The sequence below is a fragment of the Paenibacillus sp. EB106-04-04-XG159 genome (assembly GCF_058791835.1).
Genome location: NZ_JBYTDY010000016.1, coordinates 63,385 through 90,351, shown reverse-complemented (window position 1 = coordinate 90,351; position 26,967 = coordinate 63,385). Strand labels below are relative to the sequence as shown.

General features: G+C 49.2%; 25 protein-coding genes. 16 read left to right on the top strand and 9 right to left on the bottom strand.

The features are described 5' to 3' along the window. Positions 1 to 6: 6 nt before the first annotated feature. From AC3WTP_RS18285 to AC3WTP_RS18270, 4 genes are read right to left on the bottom strand one after another with little or no spacing between them, the layout of a single operon-like run. Positions 7 to 1,131, bottom strand: a complete 1,125-nt coding sequence (locus tag AC3WTP_RS18285; protein WP_492396069.1) for a YheC/YheD family endospore coat-associated protein — start codon at positions 1,129 to 1,131, stop codon at positions 7 to 9. Further along, on the bottom strand, positions 1,128 to 2,504 hold the full coding sequence (locus AC3WTP_RS18280; RefSeq protein WP_492396068.1) for a YheC/YheD family endospore coat-associated protein: 1,377 nt from the start codon (positions 2,502 to 2,504) through the stop codon (positions 1,128 to 1,130). Before AC3WTP_RS18280 ends, AC3WTP_RS18285 begins: the two co-directional genes overlap by 4 nt. Beyond that, positions 2,501 to 3,658 (bottom strand): YheC/YheD family endospore coat-associated protein, encoded by a 1,158-nt coding sequence (locus AC3WTP_RS18275; RefSeq protein WP_492396067.1) that lies wholly within the window; start codon positions 3,656 to 3,658, stop codon positions 2,501 to 2,503. Before AC3WTP_RS18275 ends, AC3WTP_RS18280 begins: the two co-directional genes overlap by 4 nt. Positions 3,659 to 3,674: 16 nt before the next feature. Then, a complete protein-coding gene (locus AC3WTP_RS18270; protein ID WP_492396066.1) occupies positions 3,675 to 5,039 on the bottom strand; it encodes a YheC/YheD family endospore coat-associated protein in 1,365 nt (454 codons plus the stop codon). A 287-nt stretch (positions 5,040 to 5,326) separates the two neighbouring features. On the opposite strand from AC3WTP_RS18270, the gene AC3WTP_RS18265 reads away from it, so the two are divergent. The 3 genes from AC3WTP_RS18265 (at position 5,327) to AC3WTP_RS18255 (ending at position 7,802) form a co-directional block, all read left to right on the top strand. Next, entirely contained in the window at positions 5,327 to 5,665 is a 339-nt protein-coding gene (locus AC3WTP_RS18265; RefSeq protein ID WP_492396087.1) for a YlbF family regulator, read from the top strand. 192 nt (positions 5,666 to 5,857) lie between these two features. Beyond that, positions 5,858 to 6,160 (top strand): hypothetical protein, encoded by a 303-nt coding sequence (locus tag AC3WTP_RS18260; protein WP_492396065.1) that lies wholly within the window; start codon positions 5,858 to 5,860, stop codon positions 6,158 to 6,160. Between the two features lie 307 nt (positions 6,161 to 6,467). Then, entirely contained in the window at positions 6,468 to 7,802 is a 1,335-nt protein-coding gene (locus AC3WTP_RS18255; RefSeq protein ID WP_492396064.1) for a DRTGG domain-containing protein, read from the top strand. 68 nt (positions 7,803 to 7,870) lie between these two features. Here AC3WTP_RS18255 and AC3WTP_RS18250 read toward each other — a convergent pair whose 3' ends face one another. The 3 genes from AC3WTP_RS18250 to AC3WTP_RS18240 all read right to left on the bottom strand — a co-directional run bounded on the left by AC3WTP_RS18250 (position 7,871) and on the right by AC3WTP_RS18240 (position 9,085). Next, complete coding sequence (locus AC3WTP_RS18250) at positions 7,871 to 8,164, bottom strand: YtpI family protein (protein WP_492396063.1); 294 nt, start codon at positions 8,162 to 8,164, stop codon at positions 7,871 to 7,873. Positions 8,165 to 8,246: 82 nt separating this feature from the next. Then, a complete protein-coding gene (locus AC3WTP_RS18245; protein ID WP_492396062.1) occupies positions 8,247 to 8,753 on the bottom strand; it encodes a sporulation membrane protein YtrI in 507 nt (168 codons plus the stop codon). A gap of 5 nt (positions 8,754 to 8,758) precedes the next feature. Further along, positions 8,759 to 9,085: a YtrH family sporulation protein gene (locus tag AC3WTP_RS18240; protein WP_492396061.1), complete on the bottom strand. Its 327-nt coding sequence runs from the start codon at positions 9,083 to 9,085 to the stop codon at positions 8,759 to 8,761. A 144-nt stretch (positions 9,086 to 9,229) separates the two neighbouring features. Between AC3WTP_RS18240 and AC3WTP_RS18235 the strand changes: the two genes are divergently transcribed. The 8 genes from AC3WTP_RS18235 to AC3WTP_RS18200 all read left to right on the top strand — a co-directional run bounded on the left by AC3WTP_RS18235 (position 9,230) and on the right by AC3WTP_RS18200 (position 18,460). Beyond that, positions 9,230 to 12,841 carry a DNA polymerase III subunit alpha gene (locus AC3WTP_RS18235; protein ID WP_492396060.1) on the top strand — a complete coding sequence of 1,204 codons (3,612 nt, stop codon included), beginning with the start codon at positions 9,230 to 9,232 and terminating at the stop codon, positions 12,839 to 12,841. 125 nt (positions 12,842 to 12,966) lie between these two features. Continuing rightward, the gene (locus tag AC3WTP_RS18230) at positions 12,967 to 13,470 is read left to right on the top strand and encodes a phosphatidylglycerophosphatase A family protein (protein ID WP_492396059.1); all 504 of its coding nucleotides are present in this window, start codon (positions 12,967 to 12,969) and stop codon (positions 13,468 to 13,470) included. A 151-nt stretch (positions 13,471 to 13,621) separates the two neighbouring features. Next, positions 13,622 to 13,810: a glutamate decarboxylase gene (locus AC3WTP_RS18225; RefSeq protein ID WP_458566867.1), complete on the top strand. Its 189-nt coding sequence runs from the start codon at positions 13,622 to 13,624 to the stop codon at positions 13,808 to 13,810. A 142-nt stretch (positions 13,811 to 13,952) separates the two neighbouring features. Next, complete coding sequence (gene accD / locus AC3WTP_RS18220) at positions 13,953 to 14,846, top strand: acetyl-CoA carboxylase, carboxyltransferase subunit beta (protein ID WP_492396058.1); 894 nt, start codon at positions 13,953 to 13,955, stop codon at positions 14,844 to 14,846. Beyond that, the gene (locus tag AC3WTP_RS18215; protein ID WP_492396057.1) at positions 14,836 to 15,795 is read left to right on the top strand and encodes an acetyl-CoA carboxylase carboxyltransferase subunit alpha; all 960 of its coding nucleotides are present in this window, start codon (positions 14,836 to 14,838) and stop codon (positions 15,793 to 15,795) included. Before accD ends, AC3WTP_RS18215 begins: the two co-directional genes overlap by 11 nt. A gap of 164 nt (positions 15,796 to 15,959) precedes the next feature. After that, the gene (gene pyk / locus AC3WTP_RS18210) at positions 15,960 to 17,387 is read left to right on the top strand and encodes a pyruvate kinase (RefSeq protein ID WP_492396056.1); all 1,428 of its coding nucleotides are present in this window, start codon (positions 15,960 to 15,962) and stop codon (positions 17,385 to 17,387) included. Between the two features lie 116 nt (positions 17,388 to 17,503). Beyond that, positions 17,504 to 18,022: an acyl-CoA thioesterase gene (locus AC3WTP_RS18205; RefSeq protein WP_492396055.1), complete on the top strand. Its 519-nt coding sequence runs from the start codon at positions 17,504 to 17,506 to the stop codon at positions 18,020 to 18,022. Positions 18,023 to 18,067: 45 nt separating this feature from the next. Then, positions 18,068 to 18,460: an FxsA family protein gene (locus AC3WTP_RS18200; RefSeq protein WP_492396054.1), complete on the top strand. Its 393-nt coding sequence runs from the start codon at positions 18,068 to 18,070 to the stop codon at positions 18,458 to 18,460. 149 nt (positions 18,461 to 18,609) lie between these two features. Here AC3WTP_RS18200 and ytvI read toward each other — a convergent pair whose 3' ends face one another. Continuing rightward, positions 18,610 to 19,725, bottom strand: coding sequence for a sporulation integral membrane protein YtvI (ytvI, locus tag AC3WTP_RS18195; protein ID WP_492396053.1), 1,116 nt, complete (start codon positions 19,723 to 19,725; stop codon positions 18,610 to 18,612). Positions 19,726 to 20,172: 447 nt separating this feature from the next. On the opposite strand from ytvI, the gene citZ reads away from it, so the two are divergent. The 4 genes from citZ (at position 20,173) to AC3WTP_RS18175 (ending at position 24,273) form a co-directional block, all read left to right on the top strand. Next, positions 20,173 to 21,285, top strand: coding sequence for a citrate synthase (citZ, locus tag AC3WTP_RS18190; protein ID WP_492396052.1), 1,113 nt, complete (start codon positions 20,173 to 20,175; stop codon positions 21,283 to 21,285). A gap of 153 nt (positions 21,286 to 21,438) precedes the next feature. Beyond that, on the top strand, positions 21,439 to 22,737 hold the full coding sequence (icd, locus tag AC3WTP_RS18185; RefSeq protein ID WP_492396051.1) for an NADP-dependent isocitrate dehydrogenase: 1,299 nt from the start codon (positions 21,439 to 21,441) through the stop codon (positions 22,735 to 22,737). A 15-nt stretch (positions 22,738 to 22,752) separates the two neighbouring features. Continuing rightward, on the top strand, positions 22,753 to 23,703 hold the full coding sequence (gene mdh, locus AC3WTP_RS18180) for a malate dehydrogenase (RefSeq protein WP_492396050.1): 951 nt from the start codon (positions 22,753 to 22,755) through the stop codon (positions 23,701 to 23,703). A 144-nt stretch (positions 23,704 to 23,847) separates the two neighbouring features. After that, positions 23,848 to 24,273, top strand: a complete 426-nt coding sequence (locus tag AC3WTP_RS18175) for a hypothetical protein (protein WP_492396049.1) — start codon at positions 23,848 to 23,850, stop codon at positions 24,271 to 24,273. 85 nt (positions 24,274 to 24,358) lie between these two features. Here the strand turns inward: AC3WTP_RS18175 and yfbR are convergent, their stop codons facing one another. Continuing rightward, positions 24,359 to 24,949, bottom strand: coding sequence for a 5'-deoxynucleotidase (gene yfbR, locus AC3WTP_RS18170; RefSeq protein WP_492396048.1), 591 nt, complete (start codon positions 24,947 to 24,949; stop codon positions 24,359 to 24,361). Between the two features lie 227 nt (positions 24,950 to 25,176). On the opposite strand from yfbR, the gene AC3WTP_RS18165 reads away from it, so the two are divergent. Continuing rightward, positions 25,177 to 26,727, top strand: coding sequence for a fumarate hydratase (locus tag AC3WTP_RS18165; RefSeq protein WP_492396047.1), 1,551 nt, complete (start codon positions 25,177 to 25,179; stop codon positions 26,725 to 26,727). The last annotated feature ends 240 nt before the right edge of the window (positions 26,728 to 26,967 follow it).

Here is a 26,967-nt window from a genome sequence, read left to right as displayed (position 1 = left end):
TTTTTCTTATCCGCTCGGCCTTGCTAGATAGGTGCTATATTGGAATATGCGCTCCAAGGATCGCTTGCGAATATGGGGCTCATCGAATTTCATCGGCTTCGCATTCGCTTCGAAGAACCAGATGCCTCCATTGGCATCAACGCCAAGGTCCATGGACATCTCGCCATGCAGATGGCCGGAGCCTCGTTCGACCTGACGCGCAACGATCAAGGCTGCATTCTTCGCGCGAACGATGATCTTCTTCGCTTGCTCAATACCGAAGATCGAGACAAGCAGCTTCTCCGGATCGTCGATGCTGCCACCGCGCGGGACGTGAGTTGTAATACTCGTCTCGCCTGCAATGCGAGCGCCTACTCCAGTGACGTCCCACAGCCCCTTGCTGTTCTTCTGGATAAGCAGCCGGAGGTCGAACGGTCGGCGATTAAACGAGGCAAGCGATATTCCTTGCTGCACGATGTAGGGGTTAGCGCCGACTTCCTTGCGAACACGAGTCCAGAGCTTACTGATTGAAGCGCATTTGTAGGAGATGCTTCCTTTCTTATCTTGAATCTTCAAGCGATATTTCAACGCCTTCGCGGGATTGAGCTTGACGGTCATAATCCCCATGCCTGCTTTCCCTGATTCGGGCTTCAAGTACACGTAGGAGTGGCGATTGAGCATCTTGCTGAGGTGAGATGAGGTGGAGAGCCGCTGTGTGCTGGGGATGAACTGGCGAGTGGCACGGGATTTCTTTAACCACTCAAATAAATGCCGCTTGTTAAAAAAGAATGGATTGTACATGCGAATATGAGGGTGAATCAGGATTTCATTCAACTTGTTGCGTACGGCAGGCTGCATCTCATCCTCGCGCATCGGGATCCGATTGTAGATAACTTGAGGCAGCGGGAACCACTCCTGCTGCCATATGTTGCTGTCGGCGTCATAGCTGTAGCCGATGACGCGCTTGGATTTCAGCTTCAAGTCCTTAATCGTCACGATATAGACAGTGTATCCCAATTCATTGCCCGTCTTCATAATATCAGCGAAATTGTCACGGTTTCCTCGGAAGTATTCCTTGTTGTCATCAATTGTTAGAATCGCAACTATGGGCAAGGGCTGCTGATTCGATCTATTCAGTATCGATCTATTCAAGACATATCCCTCCTGCGGAATTTACTTAGATATAGGCAGTGATCCAAGATATGCTCAATAGAAGAATGCCCTTCACCCTTAAGAGAGGGGTGCTTGAAGATGGATCGTCCAGGCTTGGCATTCGCTTCAAACATCCAAATCTTCTCATCCCGATCGATACCGATATCGAACCCGAGTTCTCCAAGCAGATGAGGATGATTCCGTTCTATTGCTTCGGCCAATTCGATCGCTATCTCCTTCGCGTTATGCAGAACCGCTTCTGCGCGATCGCCGAAAGCACGCTCCAATGCTTGCTTAGGTGTCATCAGCTGTCCGCCGTTCTTGACATGTGTCGTTACGCTTCCTCTTCCAGCCTTCTTGGCGCCGATTCCGACGACGACCCAGCGATCATCGCCGTTCTTATGCATATGGAAGCGGAAATCGATAGGGCAGCCGTCCATCTCGATCAGACGGACGCCCTGCTGAACGACATAGCTGCGCAGACTGCGGCCGTGCCTTTCCTGAAGCATACGAATGAGGCTGGAGTACTGCTTGAAGCGCAGCAGAACGTTCTTGCCATTGGTCGTGTATCGGGCAAAGTAGCCTTTCTTCGGCAGATAGGTCAGGCGATAGATACCGATGCCGAGACTTCCGGCCGTTGGCTTGTAATATACGAATTGGTGCCGCTCCAGCATTTCCTTAATGGTCTCAGGAGTCGGATTCATAATCGATTCCGGCACGAAGCGGTTGGCTCGCAATTCATCTTCTAACAAGGCGTATACGTCTGACTTATTGAAGAAGCTCCAGTTAAAGAACGGAATCTTTCGGCGTATGAAGCGTTCCCGCAAGCTGTTGATGGAATTGGATGTCTCTGCTTTGCGGCTGGGGAGTCTGTTGTATATGACATCTGGCAGTGGAACAGTGCGGCGAACCCATACACCGGAATCGCTCAAGAAGTAGGCAAACACCGTTTCATCCTGCCAATTAATATCTCGCGGGGAGAAGGCATACACATATGCTTTCTTATTGCCTTCACGCAATATCTGTTTAATAAAAGCCGTGCGGCTTCCAAAGGGGTTCGTTGAAGAGCGAAGCCCAGCGTCCGAGAGAATGCCGATCAAGGGCCCAATCTGCAGATCGCCTTCGTTATCGTTCAATACATAGACACTGCCTGACTTCGGTATTCGAAAGGAATGCCTAACGCCAGAGGCAATGAATAGATGCTTACCCGCTTTCTTGATCGGTTTAACTCGCACGGGTATGCTTGCAGTCCCAAGTCGAAGCCTGGCAGAGCGCTTTCCCGCGAGGTTCAGCTGTTTGAGCAGCGTTTGGGATACATAAACCATCTTTTCGGAATTTGGCGTCAAATGGACGTTACATACCGTCAAACTCATAGACAGACCCTCCTAAGATGTCGAACCCATACGTACCGTGCGTAGAGGATGGGCATTTCCACGGCAAGGGTCGAAGCTTCGCGATCGCCGGTCTGGGTGAAGACAGATCTTCCCGGCTTGGAATTGGCTTCAAGCAGCCATAGCCGTCTATCGCGGTCGATGCCGTAATCGAGACCCAGCTCGATCAATCGGCCGTGACGTTCTTCAATGGCTGTCGGAATGTACTCGCTGTAACGTTCAATCTGTTCGAGAAGGCGCTGCACTTCTGAATGGCCATACTGCTCCTCCAGAAATGCGTCTGCCCGGAACGCATGGCCGCCGCCGTGCAGGTTGGACGTCACGCTGCTCGTCGAACCGACACGAGCGGCCATGCCCGTTTGCGACCAGCGGCCATGCTTATTTTTTTGCATGAGCACACGAATATCGAACGGCTCGTTCTTAAGGCTGTATAGCGTTAAATAAGGCTGCATCACATACTTCCGCTGATGGATAAATTGATGTATCCATTTCAGCGCTTCGCCAGGGTGCGTAAATTCGCGAGTAAACGGCTCATTGTTGGCGTTGCGGCCTTTTATCGTGATACATATGCCGCCTTCTGAAGATGAAGAGACATGAGCCGATGATGAGACTCGCTGGACATACAGCACGGAACGGCCTTGGCTTCCGCCGTGCGGCTTTAAGAACACGCCGCCATGGTGCTGATTAATAAAGTCCGCAAGCTGCCGCGGTCCTTCATACAGCGAGGTAGGCGGTAGTATGGGCTTCAGCGTTTCATCTCGGGATAAGGACCGATACAGATCCCACTTGCCGCGCAGACCGATACCGAGCCAGGTTACACCCTGGCGCTTCATATGAGAGATGGCCTGCCTGCATCTGCGGAACTGTGTTTCGTTGGTGTATGTCATTCGATCATAAACGAGCCGAGGCAGCTTATGCTCACCGCATATCCATCTCCCGCTATCGAGCGTATACCCTTTAACCGTGTTGGTGCGGCTGTTTATCCATTCAGGTGAAAATACGATGACTGCCACTCGATGCATCTGCCCGGCAAGGCAAAGCTTGCGGCAATAAGCTGCTTCTGTGAAAGGAGGCGCGTTCATGGAGGCGTTCTGCAGCACTCCCAAGGTTTCCGATTGATCTTTCATCAGGCTCATGGAACTCCACCTCCTTCTAGATTCCGGATAAAAATCGGCAGTAGTCGATCATCTTGCGTACAGATGGACGTATCTTTTGTTCTTTAAGCGGTGTGTTGTCATTCTTGGAAGGCTTAGAATTAACCTCGAGCAGCCATACATGCCCGCTGCTGTCCACAGCGAGATCTATGCCTAATTCTCCGAAGTGGAAAGGGATATTCGTCTCAATTCCTCTAGCGATATCCAATGAGGCTTGCTGCAGACGGTGAAAGATGTCTTGACGGGCGGAAGTGGTCAGGTTCGATTTCGCGATCGCGTCCTTCACAGTGCTGAGCGTACCGCCGCGAGCCAGGTTGGATACGAAATGCTGTATGCTGGCCGTGCGCGCTACGATGGAGGTGATCGTCCATTTGCCGGATGCATTTTTCTGAACTAATGCTCGAAAGTCTACGGGACGCCCCGCGTTCTCCATTAGAGTAAGCCCTTGCTGAAGCTGGTAGCGATTCGTTTTCATCTTTGTAGAAAGGCTGGAGTACAGTTTGGTTAAGCTCGTGAAGGATTGCCGCCTGGTGCCATTTACGGTGGTGTACATTGCTTGATAGGAAGTGTCGCTAAGTCGCGAGATCCGAATGATTCCTTTGCCAAGACTCCCCCTGACTGGCTTGAGGAATACCGTGGGGTATCGGACGCACATCGTCTTTAAGGTGATAAAGTTGCGCAGTAGGTGAGATTCGGGCAAGTAGCGTGCTAGACTGGGGTCATTGCTTAAGGCGTCGAACACTTCGGTCTTATCCAGGAATTTTTCGTTGAAGATGTGAGCATTATACTTGGTCTTCAATTCCTTCATAAAATGCTGTACATTAGCTTGATTCTCACTCTTTCGAGACAGAAGCCGGTTGTTGATGACATCTGGGATTGGCAGTGTCGTCTGATGCCAGCCGCTCGAGCTGTAAACCCATGCCTTGAGTTGAGACATAGAGTCCTGGATATGTTCAGGCGTAAAGAAGCATACCATCGCACCCTGCACTCGGCTTGCATCAACCAGTTCTTTGCAGAACATCGTGATGGAGCCGAACGGTTTATCAGGTTGGTCCGGTTCATCCCGACTGATAAGAACTCCGATCAAAGGACCTAGTGTCAAGGTTCCCGACTTATAGACCGCCCTTAAGGGATTGCCGGGAATGAGGCCTAGCTTGCGGGTGAGCGACTGACTGATACGTATGCCGTCAGCTCGAGGCAAAGGAACGACAGTTACCTGCTGCTTATGCGATCCGAAGCGCATGTGGACTTTTTGATTAGCCGGCAGCTTCCACTGCTTTATAAATGCCTCGCCCAACATGATCACATCATCGCGAATTAGACCGGTCTGAATCGTCTGGAGTGTCATTTTCGTTTTCAACATGTTGGTACTCCTTCCAACCACTTATGAACCTGCCTGTTTAAGAAGCGGGTTCATGGATACCATTTAACCGCATACGATAGTTCATCATATGAGGACATATTATCCTTGGTGATTGACCCATTTAGCAAAAATAGCAGGCGATTAACTGGAGAGCCCGAACATTCTTCATTTCTTGTGGGCGAGCAGCAAGCATTGTATTCGACAATGCGCTGGATATCCGTTAAGATATTAGGATACAAGAGTGGCGGCGGATTCAAACCGCCGTTATTAGAGGAAGGAAGATGGAAATGACTAACGTACACGATAAGGCACATGAATTGGCAAAAGCATTGCAGCAATCGGAAGAAGCTAATACTGTTGAAGCGGCGATGAAAGAAATCGCGGCAGACGCGGACACTAAGCGCATGTTCGAAGATTTTCGAGTTAGCCAAGCAGAGCTCCAGCAGAAGATGATGTCTGGTGAGATGCCTGCTCAAGATGAGATGGAGAAGATGGAGCAGATGTATCAAGTCATCACGCTAAATCCTTCAATCGCGAAGCTGTTTGACGCAGAACGTCGTCTGGGTCAAGTTATTCAGGATGTAAATAAGATTGTATCCGATTCGCTCAGCCACTTGTATCAATAAACTGCGCCAGTCGAACGGTAGGCCGGCTTCGAGATTATCGAAGCCGGCCTTTGCTATGCCTGGCTGTCATACTCGTCCCATCTCCTTCATACAATGAAAGTAAAGTTGACCTGCGGCATGCTGTTCATGTTGATATACGGACAAGACAATGAAGCTCGCAGGCGATGCTATAGGAGAGGATGTGTGAGGAGTATGAGCGCTAATTCAGGCATGAACAAACGCCGCCGCGGCGTCAGCCGCCTCGTATCGGTGGCCTCGATCGTCGTCGTGCTGACGATGCTATTCATCGCGCTGCCGACTATACCGCTACGTGAAGGCTTGTCGCTTGCTTCCGTGTTCGGCCTCGTATGGGCAGCATTCGCGGTGTTGATCATCGGCGCGCACCTATACCGATTGATAGGTGTAAACGAAGAGACCGAGCAGAGGCTGCGCCGCGTCAAGGCTGAACGCTATCGGATGATGGAGAAGCGAGTAATGGGCGGAGATTCGCAATAGAGAACCGCTGTCTAGGTGCGAATCTTATACGGACAGGAAGTCGCTATCATATGTCGGATGATAAAGAACAGTAGTCAGAGGAAACTCTAGACTGCTGTTTTTCGTTTGTTGATCGGCATGCGCATGTGATCCGCTATATCTAATATCTGTTATACCGTGAAACAGTGTATACAGAAGGTTGATAGATTGCTGAGAAGCGAAGCATAATCGGGCAGATCGCAAGTCATGAATGTTTTTTGCGTGTGTAGAACCAATTATGATAAACTAATAACAGATAAATACAGTTTGTACAAGAGGGGTGCAACAGATGGATTTTAATGATGCAACCTTAACGAAGCATGAACAATTGCTGCATCACATCGAACAGTTAAAGCCTGGTACAAAGATCTCGGTCCGCAAGCTTGCCAAGCAGTTAGGAGTAAGTGAAGGGACCGCTTACCGGGCAGTCAAAGAAGCTGAAAGCAGCGGACTCGTCATTACGAAGGAAAGAATCGGTACAGTCCGTGTTGAGAAGAAGCCGCGCAACCTGTCAGACCACCTGACATTCTCCGAGGTTGTCGATATCGTGGAAGGTCATGTTCTGGGCGGAGCCCGCGGATTGGCCAAGACACTGAATAAATATGTTATAGGAGCTATGAAGCTGGACGCCATGGTCCGGTATATTGATGCGGGCAGCCTGCTTATTGTCGGTAATCGTGAAGATGCGCATCGAATGGCGCTGCAGCACGGAGCAGGTGTGTTGATCACGGGCGGATTCAGTACGAGCAGAGAAGTGAAGATGCTTGCAGATTCCCTGGATCTGCCCATCATCAGTTCGAAATATGACACCTTTACCGTCGCTTCGATGATCAACCGCGCACTATTCGATCGACTGATCAAGAAGAAGATCATGCTCGTAGAAGATATTGTGCAGCATAAGACACAAACCGTTGTCATGAAAGCAAACAGTACGGTGCTCCAATTCGAGCAGCTGCGAGAGCAGACCGGACAAGACCGTTTCCCAATCGTGGACGAGTGGAACCGCGTTATGGGCATGATTACGTATAAAGATATCATGGGCACGATGTCAGAGCAGACGATAGAGAAGCTGTATACGCGCCATCCGATCACCGTGTCGCCGACTACCACCTTGGCGTCCGCCGCGCACACGATGGTGTGGGAAGGCATCGAGGTTCTGCCGGTCGTCGATCGCAATCGCAAGCTCATGGGAGTTATTACACGCGGTGAAGTGCTGATGGCGATGCGGGACGCGCGCAAGGAGCCTCAGCTTGGCGAAACGTTCGAGGACTTGATCTGGAACGGGTTCCAGGAGATGCGGGATGAAGAGGGAAAGCTGTATTTCCAAGGTGTTATTACACCACAGATGGTAAATGCGCTCGGCGCTGTATCCGATGGCATCATTACCTCAATCATGACCAACGCGGCACTCAAGTCTGTTAAGGACGTTCGCGTCCACGATCATATCATGGAGAACGTTACGACATACTTTGTAAGACCTATCCAGATCGAGGAAATCGTAACGATTCACCCGCGTTTCATCGAGATGAGCCGCAAATTCTGCAAGCTCGAGATGGAATTAAAGCGGCATGATCAGTTAGTAGCCAAAGCCATGATGACGGCTCAATCTATGGATTACGATTAATCGCATGAAAAAGGAGGGGGAGACCCCTCCTTTCGTTGTATGCTATGAGCTTCAGTAGATACGATGTTCTATTGCTGCAGACGTGAGAAATAGCCATGGTTGCGAAGGCCTACGAATAAATTGAATAGTCCGATACAGAGCAGAACTGCTCCAACTATGACTCGAATCGATGAGCCTGTGAACATAACCATCTGTATGAGCGCCATCAAGATGAGCATAACGCCCATGCTGATGTTGGTGCGGGCACCGTACAAGCCGCGCAGTCTCATATCGGATGAACGTCTGGAACGGATACTGAAGAATAGAGAGCTGATCGATGCGATGCATATTAAGACGATTAAAGCCTGCTGCAGAATATCCATGATTGTATGAGAGCCCCTTCCTATCATATGACTGCCTATAGTTTACCATATTTATGTAATTGGACAATAGGGCTGGTTGAAGCTAACCTTCTGGATCAGAGGCTATCGCCGGTGAAGGAATATGAGTCTTGACATCGACCCACACATGCAGCACACCTTCCGTTACAAGCATCGTTCTAAGCGAGACCGTATAGCTGTGTTCATTAATATCGAGATATATTTTACGTGTCAACAGGCCTTCTACCAGCTTCTCGTATTCATCGATCTGAAACACGTTGCGACCTTTCAATCCCGCCAGATCTTGAAGAAGTCGCTTGCGAAGCTCATGTTCATCGGATTGCGGGAGCTTGTCATCGCTGCCAGGATCATAGATATGGATGGAGATGCTCTTAATGATGGTAGAGCGATTCTTATAGCGGAGGAGGTCCTCATTTTCAGCCTGAAAATGGTTTAGACGGTCCTGAAGCTCAAGATTGCGCATCGTCAGCTCATCGATCTGATGCAGCATCACGGCCTGATATACGGCGGCCCCTACGATCATTCCCGTTAGCATGATGGCTATATCACGGATCCAGACTCGAGGATTCACAGGCTTCACCCCCTTGATCTAGCGATCCATTGAATAAGCTCAGTACCGAGATGCGCCCCCATAAAGGAAACGAGTATATACATAAGCTGCTTGAATACAGGGTTAAGATCACCATTGAGAAAGTTCGATTCGATCACACGCAGCGGGTCGATCGTACCTCCGACCGCAACGACGATCGCCCATATCTTAATATGATCAGCTACTTGACGCATCGTTTCCGCAGGCGGCTGCAGGGCGATGACGCTTGCAATTCCGGCAAGCAGCGAGCCTCCCAGCACAACTCCCAGTGCAATGCAGAAATCCAATATAGCCTTGGACAGAAATGTTCCCATTCACGTCACCTCTCTCTTAACAGCGCAGGAGAGCGCAGAAGTAGGGATTGGACAATCTTCCCCTTGTACATATATAGGATTTATCGTTCAAAATATGATACAATAAAAAAACGAAAGTATGTTCGGGTTGAACGGAGGGGACACATGAATCAGTTTGTTCATTTGCACGTGCATAGTGAATTCAGCTTATTGGACGGGGCTGCACGAATAGAAATGCTGACTGCGAAGGCCGCTCAGTACGGAATGAAGGCACTCGCTTTGACCGATCATGGCGTCATGTATGGTACGATTGCATTTTATAAAGCTTGTATGAAGCATGGAATTAAGCCAATCCTCGGGATGGAGGCTTATGTAACGACGGGCTCGCTTCATGATAAAGGCTCACGCAAGGATCAACCGATCTACCACTTGATCCTGCTGGCGAAGAATATGCAGGGCTATCGCAATTTGATGAAATTATCGAGTATAGGCCATCTGGAAGGCTTTCATTATAAACCACGTGTAGATATGGATACACTGCGGACTTATTCAGAGGGGATTATCGCAACGAGCGCATGTCTCGGCAGCGAAGTATCGCAGCATGTGCTGAATGACAGAACCGAAGCTGCGCGAGAAGCCGCGCTGCGCTATGCGGATATATTCAAGGATGGCTTCTATCTGGAGCTTCAGGATCACGGGCTTCCAGAACAGAAGAAGGTGAACCTCGGCCTGATTGAGCTGTCCAAGGAACTGAATATACCGTTGGTGTGTACGAATGATGTGCATTATATGGAGCAATCCGATTCCGCGGTTCAAGATGTGCTGATATGCATCGGCACAGGGAAGACGGTTGAAGAGGAAGGCAGGCTGCGCTTCGGAACGGATCAACTGTACTTTAAGAGCGCGGATGAGATGAAGGCGTTGTTTGCGCATGTTCCGGAAGCGTTGGCGAATACGGTGCGGATCGCGGATATGTGCCAGGTGGAGCTGGAGTTCGGCCACTCGGTTCTGCCGGCATTCAAGCCGATTCCCGAGGGACTGGATGCGGGGGAGTATTTGCGTCAGCTCTGTGAGCAGGGGCTCGCGGATCGGTATGGGTCATTGAGCGAATGGGCGGATGAAGAATATCGGCGTCATGCAGTGGAGCGCATGAACTTTGAGCTTGCGACGATTAATCAGATGGGCTTTGCCGATTATTTCTTAATCGTATGGGACTTTATACGCCGAGCGCATGAGCTTGGCATTATGACAGGACCGGGGCGGGGCTCTTCAGCGGGAAGTCTGGTCGCGTATACGCTGAAGATCACGAATGTGGATCCGCTGAAGTATAAGCTGATCTTCGAACGGTTCCTGAATCCGGAGCGGATAACGATGCCGGATATCGATATCGACTTCAACGACGAGCGTCGTGACGAGGTGATCAGCTACGTCGTTGATAAGTATGGCCAAGATCATGTGGCACAGATCATTACCTTTGGAACGATGGCGGCACGCGCGGCTGTACGCGATGTGGGGCGAGTATTGAATGTGCCATACAATGATACCGATAAGACAGCGAAGCTGATCCCGCACCAGCTGGGGATGACGCTGGAGGGTGCGCTTAAGGCGAGTCCGGATCTTGTAGAATGGCAGGCGAAGGATATGCGGATTCGCGAGCTGCTCGATATGGCGATCAAGGTGGAAGGGATGCCTCGTCACGCCTCTACGCATGCCGCGGGCGTTGTGATCAGTCCAGAGCCGCTGACGCATTATGTGCCGCTGCAGGCGGGGACCGAGCATACACCGCTGACGCAGTATTCTATGGAGCATCTGGAATCCATCGGGATGCTCAAGATGGACTTTCTCGGCTTGCGCACGCTGTCGATTATTGAGCGAACGCAGGCGTGGATCAAGCTGCGTGAAGGCGCCGCGGTAGATCTGGATCGGATAGATGATCGTGACCCAAGCACGTATGAGCTGCTTGGGCGCGGAGATACGACAGGATTATTTCAGCTGGAGTCTGCGGGCGTTCGACGAGTGCTGCGCGAGATGAAGCCGACTGAGTTCGAGGAGATTATCTCGGTACTTGCGCTGTATCGACCGGGTCCGATGGAGTTTATACCGAACTATATCGACAGCAAGCATGGCAGGAAGCCTGTAGAGTACCCGCATCCTGATCTGGAGCCGATCCTGAAGGACACGTACGGCATTATCGTATATCAGGAGCAGATCATGCAGATTGCTTCGCGCATGGCGGGCTTCCGGCTAGGTGAAGCGGATCTGCTGCGCCGCGCGGTATCGAAGAAGAAGCGGGAAGTGCTGGATCAGGAGCGAAAGCACTTTGTTGAAGGAAGCTGCAATCAGGGCTATTCGGAGGAAGATGCGAATCGCGTGTACGACATGATCGTGCGCTTTGCGGATTACGGTTTCCCGCGCGCGCATGCGGCGGCTTATGCTGTGCTTGCGTTCCAGACCGCATATTTGAAGACTCATTATCCGACAGAGTTCATGGCTTCGATGCTAACGGCGAACATGGGCAATCATCGCAAGACAGCGGAATACATCGAGGATTGCAGGCGGGGGACGATACCTGTACTGCCTCCTGATATTAATAAGAGCGAGCTGACCTTTACGCCTGGCGAAGGCGCGATTCGCTTCGGGTTAGCCGCGATCAAGAATGTAGGAACGCTCGCCATCGACAGCATCATTAAGGAACGCCAGAATGAGCCGTATAAGGATATGCTCGATTTCTGCAAGCGTGTAGATCTGCGGGTGTGCAACCGCCGCGTGATTGAATCGCTGATCCAAGCGGGGGCATTCGACACGCTGCCAGGCCATCGGGCGCAGCTGCTGGCCATGCTGGATGAGACGCTAGATACAGCGGCGAAATGGCGCAAGGAGCGGGAAGATCTGCAGATTCAGCTGTTCAACTTCGTAGAGGTGAACAACTGGACGATCGAGCCGCCGAATGTGCAGCCCTTTACGATGGCGCAGCAGCTGGAGATGGAGCGCGAGCTGCTTGGCATGTACTTGTCCGGACATCCGCTTGATGATTATGCGGAGCTGCTGGAGAAGAGCGATGCGGACCGCATCGTCGACCTGCATGAGGCACCGGATGAGAGTGATTGCGTGGTCGCGGGCATGGTTGTGTCGGAACGTGTCATCATGACAAAGAAAGGCAAGCCGATGGCGTTCATCGAGCTTGAGGATCGGATCGAGCGGACGGAAGTCGTGCTGTTTCCGGAAGTATGGCGGCGCGCGAAGCCGCTGGTGGCGAAGGGCGCGCTGGTGGCGGTGCACGCTAAGGTCCAGCAGCAGGACGAAGGCTTCAAGCTGCTGGCCCATGAGGTAGCGCCGCTGGAGCTGCGCGCGGTGGCGCATCTGTCCGCGCGAGCGCGCGGAAGGCGCCGCGGCGCTGCTGCTGCCAATGGCGGCGGCAGCCCAGCCCGCCGCGAGGCGCGTTCCGCCGCCCGGGAGGCTTCGCCTTCCCCAGGCGCCGCGCCGAACCGCCCAGCGCCTCAAGCCGAGGCGCCGGCGTCCGCTCGCACGGGCGAGCGCAAGCCCACCGCTTCGCAGCGCGTCTACATCAAGATCGCGGCGGACCGCGAGCGAGCCGAGCTTCTGAATGAGCTGAAGGCGCTCATTCAGGCGCATCCCGGGTCGCTCGCGACCGTGCTCTTCTACGAGCGCGAGCAGCAGCTTCGCGCGCTCTCCGATGCTTATGCCGTCAAGCCTTCACCAGAATTATTCCGGCGGATTGAAGCGATCTGCGGCGAAGGCGCTGTCCGCGTGAAGTAGCGCGGGTCCAGCAATTATTTCACCTCGATCGACGAATTGCATTCACCTTTCCCAAGCTTCCTGCATACACTTATTTACACCTGTTTTCGCGAGACAAGGTCTCGCTTGCAGGAAGAGGGGAGGGAATGCCTTTGACCTATGATGTTGCGATAAGATGGCTGGAACAGCGCGGTGTGCCTCTCTCCGCCATTGCGGAAATCGTATTGGAGCTGCAGTTGCCGTATAACTCCACATTAGAATTGGATCAGTGTCTCGATAGTGTCAAGGCGGTTCTGCAGAAACGAGAGGTCCAATACACCTTGTTCACAGGAATAGCGCTTGATCTTATGGCAGAGCAGAAGAAGTTGCCCGAGCCGCTGCAGTCGATGCTGGAAGCGGATGAGTCCTTGTACGGCGTTGACGAAACATTAGCCCTGGGCATTACAAGCATGTATGGAATGATCGGTTTGACAAGCTTCGGCTATTTGGATAAATCCAAGATGGGCATCCTGCGTGAACTGAACAATAACAAGCAGCAAGTTCATGTCTTTCTCGATGATCTAGTAGCGGGAATAGCGGCAGCAGCGTCCTCGCGAATTGCTCATCAGGATAAGAAGGCAAACACTTATACTGCGGATTCTACAATTTAAGGTTGAGGTATCTCAGTGTTATTCATCCAATAGAGGGTAACGTTTCCTAAGCATATCTGCATGGTGTTTGGTTGCGATCAAAATGGAAATTATGTTATCATAGTGACATTATACACACGTTCTATTGGGACATTAGGGAGGTCAAACGCGAATGTGGACAGTTATCTACATCGCTCCGACTGCCAAAATTGCAGAGAGGATTCACACCAGATTGACGGAAGAAGGCTTTATGGTAAGAGTCCGTCCAATTCATATGTCTAAGCAACAGTTTGAAGTGCTGGTGCCTTCAGGTGAAGTAGAGGAAGTTCAAGAAGTGCTTAACTCGATCTTGCATGCGTAGTACGGCTGATTGTTGAACGTTGAGATTGTTCAGCCAGCCGCTTTTTGTTGTCTGAAAACGGACATGCTGCCCGCAGAGAGACGATGAGTATATTGATTACTCCAGCGGCTGCAGTAAAATCACGCTCAAAGAGGTGTAACGGGTGTTAAAAGACTTATTTCAAAAAAAGAAAAAGTATGCAACGGTTCCATCCGTGCGTGATGATGCAAATACTCCGAATCTTCCTAAGCGAGAGATTCCAGAGGGCTTGATGAATAAGTGCGCGAAGTGCGGCACGATCCAATATCATAAAGAACTGGAAAAGAACTTAAAGGTATGCTCTAATTGCGGCCATCATATGCGCCTGAGTGCTTTTGAGCGCGTGCAAATGACACTGGACGATGGGCGTATCTTCGAATATGACACAGATATCGTATCGGAAGACCCCTTGGAATTTCCGGGCTACGCTAAGAAATTAGAACAGCAGGCCGCTAAGTCAGGCCTCAAAGAAGCTGTGATCACGGGAGAAGGCACAATCGGTGGATTCCCAGTCGTTATTGCGGTGATGAGCTTTGATTTCTTCAGCGGAAGCATGGGGTCCGCTGTGGGTGAGAAGATTACTCGGGCGATCGAGACTGCTATGCAGAAGCAGTATCCGCTCATTATATTCTCTACCTCAGGCGGAGCTCGTATGCAAGAAAGTATACTAAGTCTTATGCAGATGGCGAAGACTAGCGCAGCGCTAGCCAAGTTTCATGATAACGGCGGTTTGTATATATCTGTATTTACCGATCCGACGATGGGCGGTGTATCTGCGAGCTTTGCGATGCTCGGCGATATTATTATTGCTGAGCCTGGAGCTGTAATTGGCTTTGCTGGTCGAATCGTTATTGAACAGACGATTCGGCAGAAGCTGCCGGATGATTTCCAGACAGCAGAATTCAACCTGAAGCACGGACAAATCGATCTTGTCGTGCCGCGTAAGGACATGCGTCAAACGCTGACGAAGCTGATCGATCTGCATACGGTGAAAGGAGAGATTGTGGATGGCGGTTGAGTTGCCCTTTGAGCAGCCTTTGAAAGAGCTGAAGGCGAAGATTGCGGAGCTTAAACGGTTTGGTGAAGAGAAAAACATCGATTTTTCTGAAGAGATCAACCGTTTGGAGGAACGCTATAAGCGGCTGGCAGAGGAGATCTATACGAACATTACTCCTCCGCAGAAGATGCATCTGGCCCGTCATCAACAGCGTCCAACGACGCTTGATTTCATATCTCATGTATTCACTGACTTCGTCGAGCTGCACGGCGACCGTTTATTCGGCGACGATCTTGCCATTGTGGGCGGCATAGCTCGCTTAAGCGGTGTCCCTGTTACGGTTATTGGCCATCAGCGAGGTAAGGATACGAAGGACAACATCGCGCGATTCTTCGGCAGTCCTCATCCAGATGGCTTCCGCAAAGCGCTGAGATTGATGCAGCAGGCTGACAAGTTTGGTCGTCCGATCATTACATTTATCGATACGAAGGGTGCATATCCCGGCAATACAGCGGAAGAGCGAGGTCAATCAGAGGCGATCGCGCGTAATCTGCGCGATATGGCGATGCTCGGCGTTCCTGTTATCTGTGTCGTGATCGGCGAAGGCGGCAGCGGCGGAGCACTTGCGCTTGGCGTAGGCAATCGCGTGCTTATGCTGGAGAACGCGATCTATTCAGTCATATCTCCGAATGGCGCAGCTTCGATCTTGTGGAAGGACGCGTCGAAGGCGGATCAAGCGGCTGAAGCCATGAAGATTACCGCGGATGATCTTCGTGAGATGGAGATCGTAGAGGAAGTTATTCCTGAACCGCAAGGCGGAGCTCATAAGGATGTACCGGCCGCTTCTGAAGAGGTCAAGAAGGCGCTTATTAAGCATCTGGCGGAGCTAATGCCGATGACAGCTGATGAGCTTCGTGAGGATCGTTATGAGAAATTCCGCAAGATAGGGAAGTTCAAAACGTTAATTTGATCTAAAAGTTGTCAAACATAAAGCAAGTTTTGCTGGTAAAACTTATAATTATGATGATCCTCATATACAAATGAAGATTAATATAGTAAATTAGATAGTTGAATGCCATGCGTTTTTTGAAATTTAGAGACATTAGAGAGCCTAACAATTGGAGGAAACCCTGAATGCGCAAAACGAAAATTGTATGTACCATTGGTCCTGCAAGTGAATCCTTGGACAAGTTGAAACAGCTTATTCTGGCTGGGATGAATGTAGCTCGCTTGAACTTTTCTCATGGTGATTATGAAGAACACGGCAAGCGTATCGTTAACATTCGTCAAGCTAGCAAGGAACTGAACAAGACTGTTGCCATTTTGCTTGATACTAAGGGTCCAGAGATCCGTACTGGTGTTTTGGCTGAAGAGCCGATTGAATTGGTTCAAGATGAATTCTTGACACTTACTACTGAAGAAATTTTAGGAGACAAGCACCGTATCTCGGTTACATATAAAGATCTGCCGAGCGATGTCGAAGTAGGATCCACTATTTTGATCGATGACGGTTTGATCGGCTTGACTGTGGTAGGTACTGATAGAACTGAGATCAAGTGTAAGATTGTTAACGGCGGCACAATCAAGAGCCGTAAAGGTGTTAACGTTCCAGGCGTGAGCATTTCTCTGCCAGGTATTACAGAGAAAGACGCTAACGATATTCGTTTCGCTATCGAGCAAGGCCTTGATTTTATCGCTGCATCCTTCGTTCGTAAGGCAAGCGACGTCATGGAAATTCGCAAGCTTCTTGAAGAGCATAATGCTGACATTCATATCATCTCGAAGATTGAGAATCATGAAGGCGTTGAAAACCTCGACGAGATTCTTGAAGTGTCTGACGGCTTGATGGTTGCTCGTGGTGACCTCGGCGTTGAGATCCCTGCTGAAGATGTACCGCTCGTACAGAAGCGCATGATCGAAAAATGTAACTTGGCTGGCAAGCCAGTCATTACAGCAACTCAAATGCTTGATTCAATGCAGCGCAACCCTCGTCCGACTCGCGCTGAAGCGAGCGACGTTGCAAATGCGATCTTTGACGGTACAGATGCAATCATGTTGTCCGGCGAAACGGCTGCTGGTAAATATCCAGTTGAATCCGTTCTGACGATGTCCCGCATCGCTGAGAAAGCTGAATCTGCTCTCGATTATCGCGAGATCTTGAATCGTCAAAGCTCCAAGCAGCAAGTAACAATTACAGATGCAATCAGCCAAGCTGTTGCGAACTCTGCGCTTGATCTAGACGCGAAAGCAATTATCAGCTCGACTCAAACAGGCTATACAGCTCGTATGGTATCCAAGTACCGTCCGAAAGCACCGATCATCGCGGTTACATCTTCCGAGAAGGTTATGCGCCGTATTTCGCTTGTATGGGGAGCTTACCCAGTTAAAGGCGAAATCGCAACAACAACTGATCAAATGTTTGATATCGCGCTTGAAGGCGGAGTTAATACAGGCCTCGTATCCAATGGCGACCTAGTTGTTATCACAGCAGGTGTACCAGTAGGCTGCGCAGGTTCAACTAACCTCGTTAAAGTAACTCGAATCGGATCTAGCTGCAACTAATAGCAACGTTTGATCCTAAACTAATAGCATGACCAACAAGAGCAATGGGATAGACAGCCATTGCTCTTGTTGTATCCATATACCTAATTGAGGAACGCAAAGGAGAAGATAAGCACATGGAACAATCGAATATATGGAGCTCAGAGCCATCTGGAGAAACGCCTTGGTATGGGCATGTTATCCGTGTGCGCTATCAAGAGACAGACCGCATGGATGTTGTCTTTCACGGCAATTATGTAACCTGGTTCGAAGTTGGACGTACTGAATGGATAAGAGCTCTTGGCATCGAATACAGAGAGCTTGAAGCTCAAGGCTTGCTGTTTCCGGTTACAAGCTTGAATGTTGCATATAAGCGCCCTGCCAAGTATGATGATCTAGTCGTGATTTATACCCGATTAGGGTCATTTGCCCCGATACGGATGGCTTTTAAATCCGTTGTGTGCCGTATTGATGAATCTCAGGTTGAGAAGCTTAATACTCATGGCTGGGTTAACCAACCGATTGGGGATATGCTAGTGGAAGGCGGCACTTCGCACGCGTGGGTGAGCAGCACCAATTGGAAGCCGGTGCGAATCGATCGTGAGCAGCCTGAAGTATGGTCAATGTTGCAGCGAATTGGAGTTAGTGAGAAGTAGGCACAGATTCGATGCCGATCAGGGTTGATGGAAAGGTGGACATTTATGATATGGGTATTATTAGTTCTCGTTCTCGTACCAGCAATTGAAGTTACAGGCTTCATGATGGTTAGTGACTGGGTAGGGATATGGAATACGCTGCTGTTGATCTTATTAACAGGTGTAATCGGCGCAATCATCGCAAGACATGAATTCAAGCAGGTGTGGCAGTCAGCAAACTCTCAGATGCAGGCAGGGCAGGTTCCTGGCCGCACGATGATCGACGGGCTCTGCATCATGATCGGCGGCATCATGCTGCTGACGCCGGGCTTTTTCTCCGATATCATCGGATTTACATTGGTATTCCCGCTGACAAGACCGATCTATCGCCACTATCTCTTGAAGTGGATAGAGAAGAAGATGAAGAACGGACAAGGGATTACTTTCCGTCGCTTCTAACGAGCGATGTACGATTGGTCGAAAGTACAGTACAATGACAGCAATCTGGAGGTGACTCCGGGTTGCTTTTTTAATGCGCAATGTTTATAGTCAGCGCTCCCGTCTAAACGTGTTTCATCGTGATGTGCCGTTAGATACGAACAGCCATGCTATCGCCTTCCCGTCATAATATAATTGCGCAGATCATGGAAGACTTGAGCACGATGGACTGCGGCCAGCAATACTACCGAGACAGGCCCTATGATCAATCCTAGAACCCCAAACAGCTTAAGCCCTACAAACATGGCAAACAGTGTAACGAGCGGATCCAGACCTACACTGGAAGCAAGCACCTTCGGTTCGATAATTTGCCGCGCTATAAGAACGATGGAATATAAGATACTTAATCCTACACCTAAAGATACATCGCCAATTGTCAATTGATACACCATCCAAGGCACCATCGCGAAGCCTACCCCAAGATAGGGCAGCAAATCAACGAGTCCAATCAAGAGACCAATCGTCACCGCATACTGCACCTTCAAGATCATGAGTCCAATGATGACCACAACAGCCGTAATGGAGATCATAATAAATTGCGCGCGCAAGTATCCGAACAGCGCCTTCTTCAGGTCGCCCCAGATTGTGCGAATCGGTTTGCGAAAACGCTCAGATAAGATCCGAGTAAGGATCTCAAGCCATTGTTTCCAGTCCTTGCTGATGAAGAATGCGGCAAGAATGACGACGATGGCTATTGTAGCGATATTAGGCAGGCTTGACAGAATACCGACTATTCCATTGAGAAACCGGGTGATCCATTCTGCGATCGTGCTGGTCACGGTTTCCGTCGTCCTGGAAATATTGTTGTTGATTGTATCTTGTATATTCGGATTATCTTTATATAAAGCATTGATCGTCTGGATAAATGACTGCACTTCTTCTTTCTCTACCAAATGAATAAACAATTCGCTCCATATGTCTAAGTATTGTTGAATAGATAGGCTCAGTGTAATGATTTCTTTAATGATTCGAGTGATTACCGCAGCCGCAATCGTCAGCATGGAGGCTGTGAACACTGATAAGGCGACAGTCACGCTCAACCATCTTGGAAACTTGAGCATTCGCTGCATGCCATTCACTATTGGATTCAGAAGCGTGGCAATAAACCATGCGAATAGAAACGGATAGACGAGCGGGAGGATATAACAGCTGGCAACAAAGATAGAGACGGAAGCTATAATGACCCAAAAACCCCGCCACAACCTCATCAGAAAGGGATGTTCCACGAGTGTATCCGCCTCCTTCAGATTAATCCACCTTCATGTTCATGTGATATTTCAGCTAGATCGCAAGCATGTACGAGTTATTTTTTATTCTATGCAGCTCGCTATAACGGACATGCGCATTATTGTGAGTATCATCATGAAAAAAGAATTTGCGAGCGTTTACAACCTTTGTATATTAAATCCACTTATTTCCTTGTTATTCATCTCTAAATATATTAATTTTGAAATAAAGCTGTTGAGATGATTAAAAATAATAATTTCTTGTCTGAGTGATAAAGCATTTCTATCCAGATTTTGTGCAGAAAGCGTTCACAGTACCGACAAAATCCATTATGATTTAGTATAGAAATATTTAAGTGCTTTATTTATAGATTGGACTCGAAAAAGGTAATATCGGAATTTATGATCATCGAAAAGTTGAACATATGTGCAAAGGAGAGGGAATGCATGACAGCAACTAAGGGATTAGAAGGTATTGTTGCCGCAGCTTCATCGATCAGCTCCATTATCGATGGCGTGTTGACGTATCGCGGATATAACATCGATGATTTAGCAGATAACGCTACTTTTGAAGAAGTCATTTATTTATTGTGGTATGGTAAGCTCCCGACTCAAGAGGAATTATCCGGCCTGCGAGCCAAGCTGGATGAATATGCAACACTGCCTTCTTCAATCATAGAGCAATTGAAGCTGTTCCCAGCAGATTCTAATACTATGGCTGTATTGCGGTCCACAGTATCCGCTCTCGCTCTGTATGATGAAACAGCTAACGATATGACACCTGAAGCGAATCTGAATAAAGCTATTAAACTCCAAGCGAAAATAGGAACGATCGTAGCCGCATATAGCCGAATCCGCCAAGGCAAAGAGCCGATCGCACCGCGCAAAGGACAATCGCTCGCCTGGAACTTCCTCTATATGCTGAACGGTGAAGAACCTTCTGCAAGCGCGTTTGAAGCGATGGACAAAGCGCTTGTACTGCATGCTGATCATGAATTGAATGCTTCTACTTTCGCTGCACGTGTAACTGTGGCGACATTGTCTGACATCTATTCCGGTATTACTTCAGCTCTCGGTGCTCTTAAGGGCCCATTGCATGGCGGCGCGAACGAAGCCGTCATGATTATGCTCGATGATATCGGTTCCAGCAGCAATGTGGATGATTATATCCAAGCTAAGCTGGACAATAAAGAGAAGGTCATGGGCTTTGGTCATCGAGTATACAAGAATGGAGATCCACGCGCCAAGCATCTGCAGAAGATGTCCGAGGAACTGGGCAAGATGAACAACAATCTGGATCTGTACTACATGAGCACTCGAATTGAGGAGCTGGTAACAGGTCAGAAGGGCCTGAAGCCGAATGTTGACTTCTATTCCGCTTCTGTCTATACGATGCTGCGCATCCCGCGCGACCTGTTCACGCCAATCTTTGCGATTAGCCGTATGTCCGGTTGGACAGCGCATATTCTGGAGCAATACGAGAATAACCGTATCATTCGCCCTCGCGCGGAGTACACAGGACCATTGCATCAGGTGTACCTGCCGATTGAAGAACGATAAGCGGTTAGGAAAATTATTACTTGCTTGCCACTTGAAACGACGGGTTGCTACAATGAGTTAGGGGCTTGTAGCTCCCGTCACATGTTTGTAGATATGCCGAACTGTGCTCTTACGGGCTCAAGCGGCAATATATGAAGAGGAGGAACGTCAATTATGCTGCAATTAGACAAATTCGCACTACCTACTGAAGGCGATCAGATCACGATTGACAATGGTAAATTGCAAGTGCCCAATCATCCAATCATTCCGTTCATCGAGGGTGACGGTACAGGTCGCGATATATGGCGCGCATCCAAGCGTGTTCTCGATGCTGCAGTAGAGAAAGCATACAATGGTGAGCGCAAGATTGCTTGGTATGAAGTATTTGCTGGCGAGAAAGCATTCAACGCGTATGGTGAATGGCTGCCTAATGATACGCTGGAAGCTATTCGAGAATATATCGTAGCAATTAAAGGTCCATTGACTACACCAATCGGCGGCGGCATTCGCTCTCTGAACGTAGCTCTTCGCCAAGAGCTAGATCTGTATACTTGCCTGCGCCCTGTTCGTTACTTCGATGGCGTGCCTTCTCCGGTTAAACGTCCTGAGTTGGTGGATATGGTCATTTTCCGTGAGAATACAGAAGATATCTACGCTGGTATCGAATACGCCTCCGGATCTGAAGAAGTGAAGAAGGTGCTTGCGTTCCTTCAACAAGAGATGGGCGTTAAGAAGATTCGCTTCCCAGAAACATCTGGTATCGGCATCAAGCCAGTATCATCGGAAGGCTCGAAGCGTCTAGTTCGCGCAGCGATTGAATATGCAATCGCGCATAACCGTAAGAGCGTAACACTCGTTCATAAGGGCAACATCATGAAGTTCACAGAAGGCGCCTTTAAGAACTGGGGATATGAAGTTGCTGAAGAAGAGTTCGCGGACAAGACCTTCACTTGGGATCAATACGATCGCATCAAGGCTGAGCAAGGCGTTGACGCAGCTAACAAAGCGCAAGCAGACGCGCTTGCAGCTGGCAAGATCCTGGTTAAGGATGCCATTGCTGATATCGCGCTTCAACAAGTGCTGACACGTCCTACTGACTTTGACGTGATTGCTACCCTCAACCTCAATGGCGACTATTTGTCCGATGCGCTGGCTGCTCAAGTTGGCGGTATTGGCATCGCTCCAGGCGCGAATATCAACTACTTAACAGGACATGCCATCTTCGAAGCAACTCATGGCACGGCTCCTAAGTACGCTGACTTGGATGTTGTTAACCCTGGCTCCGTTATCTTGTCTGGTGTTATGCTTCTTGAACACCTGGGCTGGCAGGAAGCCGCTGATCTCATCTATAAGGGCATGGAAACCGCGATCAATAACAAGAAGGTAACATATGATTTCGCTCGCCTGATGGAAGGCGCAACAGAAGTCAAATGCTCCGAATTCGCGAACGAAATCATCCATCATATGGTCTAAGGAGACTGAGGCGTAATGGGGATTCGTAGAAACAAGATTACGGTTGTCGGCGCAGGATTTACGGGCGCTACAACAGCATTGATGTTGGCGCAGAAGGAACTTGGAGATGTTGTATTGCTGGACATTCCGCAACTAGAGAACCCAACTAAAGGCAAAGCGCTTGATATGCTTGAAGCTAGCCCGGTTCAAGGTTTCGATAGCAACATTGTCGGTACTTCTAACTATGAAGATGCTACTGGTTCCGACATCGTCATCATCACAGCTGGGATCGCCCGAAAGCCGGGAATGAGCCGTGATGACTTGGTTAATACGAATGCGGGAATTGTACGATCGGTTTGTGAGAATATCAAAACCTATTGCCCAGATTCCTATGTGATCATCCTCAGTAATCCAGTAGATGCAATGACCTTTGCTGCTTTCGAGACGCTTGGCTTCCCGAAACATCGTGTCATTGGTCAATCAGGTGTATTGGATACAGCTCGCTATTGCACATTTATTGCGCAAGAGTTGAATGTATCTGTTGAAGATGTGCGCGGCGTCGTGTTGGGGGGACATGGCGACGATATGGTGCCGCTCGTTCGATATACGAATGTTGGCGGAGTACCCATTGAGAATTTGATTCCACAAGATCGTATTGAAGCAATCGTTGCGCGTACGCGTGTTGGCGGGGGGGAAATCGTCAACTTGCTCGGCAATGGCAGCGCGTATTATGCGCCAGCAGCTTCACTTGTTCAGATGACGGAAGCTATTCTGAAGGACAAGAAACGAATCTTGCCGGTTATTGCTCTGCTTGAAGGAGAGTATGGCTATAACAACCTGTTTATGGGTGTTCTTGCTGTGCTGGGTGGAGGCGGTATCGAGAAGATTATGAACATCGAGCTGACAGCTGCTGAGAAGGCTGCACTCGATAAATCTGCGGAATCAGTTCGCAATGTGATTTCAATCGTTCAAGGCGCACGAGTATAAAATAATTAACAAGTGTGACAAATGTTACTGCGATATTCGGAAAGACGCCACAAATAGTTGTGGTGTCTTTCTTTCTTTTTAGGGGTAATATCTACTATAATAGACTTATCAAATAAAATTACATGACTATGGAGGGAATCGAATATGTGGCAAGCGTTTTTGCTCATACATATCTTAGGAGCAGTTATGATGGGCTTTTATGCAATAGCACCGTTTATGACAGGAAAGCTGAAGACTTCATCTCCAGCAGTACAGGAAGGCGTTCTATCAACGATGACGCAAGCGAACCGCATCGGGCAAATTATGCTTATCGTTCAATTGTTCACTGGCGGATACTTGATGAGTGTTGGCGATAAATATAGTGTGTTGTGGATGATGCTTATCACTGTCATCTTCCTGCTCGTTGGAGCATTCAGCGGTATGATGGGAAGCGCGATTCAGAAAGGCTTAACTGCCGCTAAGGGCAATCGTACAGATGATGCCGCTCTTGATAAAGTGAAGCTGTTCAGCTCGCTTGCATTCGTATCCTATATTGTGATCATCGTTCTGATGGTTTACAACCAGATTTAACTCATTAACGAATTCTAAGTGCATTATGAAGGAAACGGCGACTCGTGAAGGGATATTACTCCTCTAAGCGGTCGCCGTTTTGTGTTTATATCGGATTCGACATTTCATCCAAAGTCATATTGAAGCTCGGGGCAAGTGTGGTCATAAAGTAATCGACCTCTTCCATTCCAAGCTGAGACAGCTTCTGCTCAGCCTGCTGCTTCGCGATAGCGAATTCTCCGTTACCCGCAGCTAATTCAAACGTGCATTTTAAGTAAGCATCGATCAAGTCTGCCGCTTTCACATAACGTTTGAGCTCATCCTCTTGCTGTGGATGAATGAGTGGCTCATACACGTGTCGAATATCACTGGGAATCATATCAACAATCCGCTCTGCAGCCAACTGCTCGATCTCTCTAAAGTTTGCAAGGATTCGAGGGTTATGATGCTTAACGGGAGTAGGTATATCACCGGTGAATATTTCAGTAGCATCATGAAATAAAGCCATCGTTACAGCTCTTCCCGTGTCGATATTGCGATGGAAGACTTCATTCGCAATCGTGCATAGCAGATGTGTTGTCATGGCGACATGGAAGGAATGCTCGGCGACATTCTCCTTCGTAGTATTGCGCATTAGACTCCAACGTTCAATATATTTTAACCGATACATGTAGGCATAGAATAGGTTGCTGCTCATTATGAATCCATCCTTCCGGGACTAAAGTGTGATTAAAGCGAGATAATCAATTTTAATATAGATATAATTGGAAAAGAAGTCCGCCTAGGAGCATCCTTATGTTATTATAGTACTATTGGAACTTTCTTGAATAGAGTGAGTTGACTAACGGTTCCATTCCATAGCTGACTTATTTCGAGATTCATATTCAAAGGGACGGAATGTAGGGAAAGGGGAGTAAGGTAAGAATGCTGCAACATTTTGGGAAGAGTGTCTATGAGCTGATTGTGGAAACGTCTACGAACCTGCCAGGTGATGTGCGGCGCGCTATCCAGCGAGCACAGCAGCGCGAGAATGCAGCAACCCGCTCGGGACTGTCATTGACTACGATTGCTAACAATATCGGCATGGCGGAAACGAAGGTTTCTCCGATCTGTCAAGATACAGGTATGCCGACATTCATCGTGCATACGCCAATCAGCGCGAATCAGATCGAGATGAAGCGAGAGATTCGAGAAGCGGTTAAACAAGCGACGAAGGACGGTAAGCTGCGGACGAATTCGGTCGATTCGCTAACGGGCTCGAACAGCGGTGACAATCTCGGACCAGGAACACCTGTCATCCACTTCGAACAGTGGGAGCGAGACGATATTGAAGTGAAGCTGATCTTGAAGGGCGGCGGCTGTGAGAACAAAAATATACAGTACAGCCTGCCAACTGAACTTGAAGGCTTAGGCAAGGCGGGCCGCGATCTTGATGGCATTCGCAAATGCATCATGCATGCGGTGTACCAAGCGCAAGGTCAAGGCTGCAGCGCTGGATTTATCGGCGTGGGCATCGGCGGCGACCGTACTACTGGCTATGAGCTCGCCAAGCAGCAGCTCTTCCGAACAGTGGATGATCAGAATTCGATACCTGAGCTTCACCAGCTTGAACAATATATTATGGAGAAGGCTAATCTGCTAGGTATCGGAACGATGGGCTTCGGAGGCGAAGTGACGCTGCTTGGCTGTAAAGTAGGCGTGATGAACCGATTGCCTGCAAGCTTTTTCGTCTCGGTGGCCTATAACTGCTGGGCATACCGCCGACAAGGCGTGATTCTCGACAGCCAGACTGGCGAGCTGAAGGAATGGGTTTATGAGCGGGGTACAGCGGTACCGATGAACCCAGTCGCTGAAGAAGCCGCTGCTGATCAAGCAGGAGCAGCTGCTAATTCCGAGAGCCGTCAAGTTGTGTTAACGACGCCGATCACCGAGGAGCAAGTGCGCGCACTGCGTGTAGGCGATGTCGTTATTATTAACGGAGAGATGCATACAGGTCGTGATGCGCTCCACAAATACTTAATCGACAATGACAGCCCGGTTGATCTGGAAGGATCGGTTATCTATCATTGCGGACCGGTTATGCTGAAGGATGAAGCGGGATGGCATGTGAAAGCAGCTGGACCGACTACAAGTATTCGTGAGGAGCCTTACCAAGGCGAGATCATGAAGAAGTTCGGCATCCGCGCGGTAGTTGGCAAGGGCGGCATGGGAGCGAAGACCCTAAAAGCGCTTCAAGAGCATGGCGGTGTCTACATGAATGCGATCGGCGGCGCAGCTCAATATTATGCGGAATGCATGAAGAGTGTCAACGGAGTTGACTTCATGGAGTTCGGTATTCCTGAAGCAATGTGGCACCTTCAAGTCGAAGGCTTTGCTGCCATTGTAACGATGGACGCTCATGGCAACAGCTTGCATGCGGATGTAGACAAGAGCTCGCTTGAGAAGCTGGCTATGTTTAAAGATCCGGTATTTTAAGACTTCTAGGTTGAATTGCGGGGGTTGTCCTAAAAGTCATTTTTCTCATGTCTTTTGAGTCGACCCTTTTTTGTTCTACACCAATAAGAAACCGCTTACCTAGTCGATGAGACTGGATCAGCGGTTTTTTAGTGCGCTTTGTGCCAAAAAACAGTGGGCGATAAGCGGATTGTATCATTGGGTGGCAACATAGCGTGGCAGCATGATCATAAAGACCGCATAGCCCGACTAAACGGACAC